This window comes from Limnospira sp. PMC 1279.21 (assembly GCF_032349615.1).
In the GTDB taxonomy this organism is placed as follows: Bacteria; Cyanobacteriota; Cyanobacteriia; order Cyanobacteriales; family Microcoleaceae; genus Limnospira; species Limnospira fusiformis.
The window spans coordinates 1-825 of the sequence record NZ_JARPLU010000457.1 but is presented as its reverse complement, the minus strand read 5'-3'; the positions used below and the strand labels follow the sequence as shown (position 1 = coordinate 825).

Below are 825 nucleotides of genomic sequence, written 5' to 3'. Positions count from 1 at the left end.
GGCCATGGATTCCGTTCTCAAAGCTGCGTCCTAACCACCTTGACTAATGCTATATATCTATAACCTGGTAATTACCGGACAACTCAGGAAAATTTATACAAATAGCCATCTCTCCTAAAAACAGGTTTCAAATCTATTGGCTTCACTGAAAACTGAGTTTGGTCAGGTTTGGTTAAAACAAAACTGCCACGACTCGACGGGGTGATTCTACCGATTCCTTATGTCTTATGCTTGGCTATATCCCCGGTAAGCCATCCCTTAATTGGTTTTAATGGGTTATGGCGAATCGGAAGCCTCTTGTTAGGAGCCGCTTTTTGACGGCCACCACGCCCAAAACAAGTAATTATAGCACCAGACAGGAAAGTTAGGACGTATAATGGAGAGGACGAGATGACTAAGAAGACCAAAAATGCCAGCCCCCTACAGTTACGACCTCAGACAAAAAGTTATTGATGCAATTGAACTAGACGGTATGCCCAAAACAGAAGCCAGTCAAGTTTTCCATGTCAGCCGGAACACCATTAATCTCTGGCTGCAAAGAAAAGCACAGACCGGAGACTTCCTCCCTAAACCTAATCACCCACCTGGCAATAACCACAAAATTACCGACTGGCATAAATTCAAGGCTTTTGCCCAAGAGCATGGCCACAAAACCTCCGCTCCAATGGCTGAACTTTGGGATGACGACATCTCTCCTCGCACCATATCCAGAGCCTTGAAGAAAATTGGCTTCACCAGAAAAAAAACTTACGGCTACCAAGAAGGTGATGAGCAACAGCGAGAGGAGTTTATGGCTCAGATTGAACATATGGAGCCACAAGAAGT

Annotated in this window: 1 protein-coding gene; it reads left to right on the top strand. The window is 44.7% G+C overall.

What is annotated here, in order from left to right; translation table 11 throughout:
- Positions 1 to 409: 409 nt before the first annotated feature.
- Positions 410 to 825: IS630 transposase-related protein (locus tag P5683_RS25410; RefSeq protein ID WP_315642124.1), on the top strand; the 416-nt coding region annotated here is incomplete at its 3' end.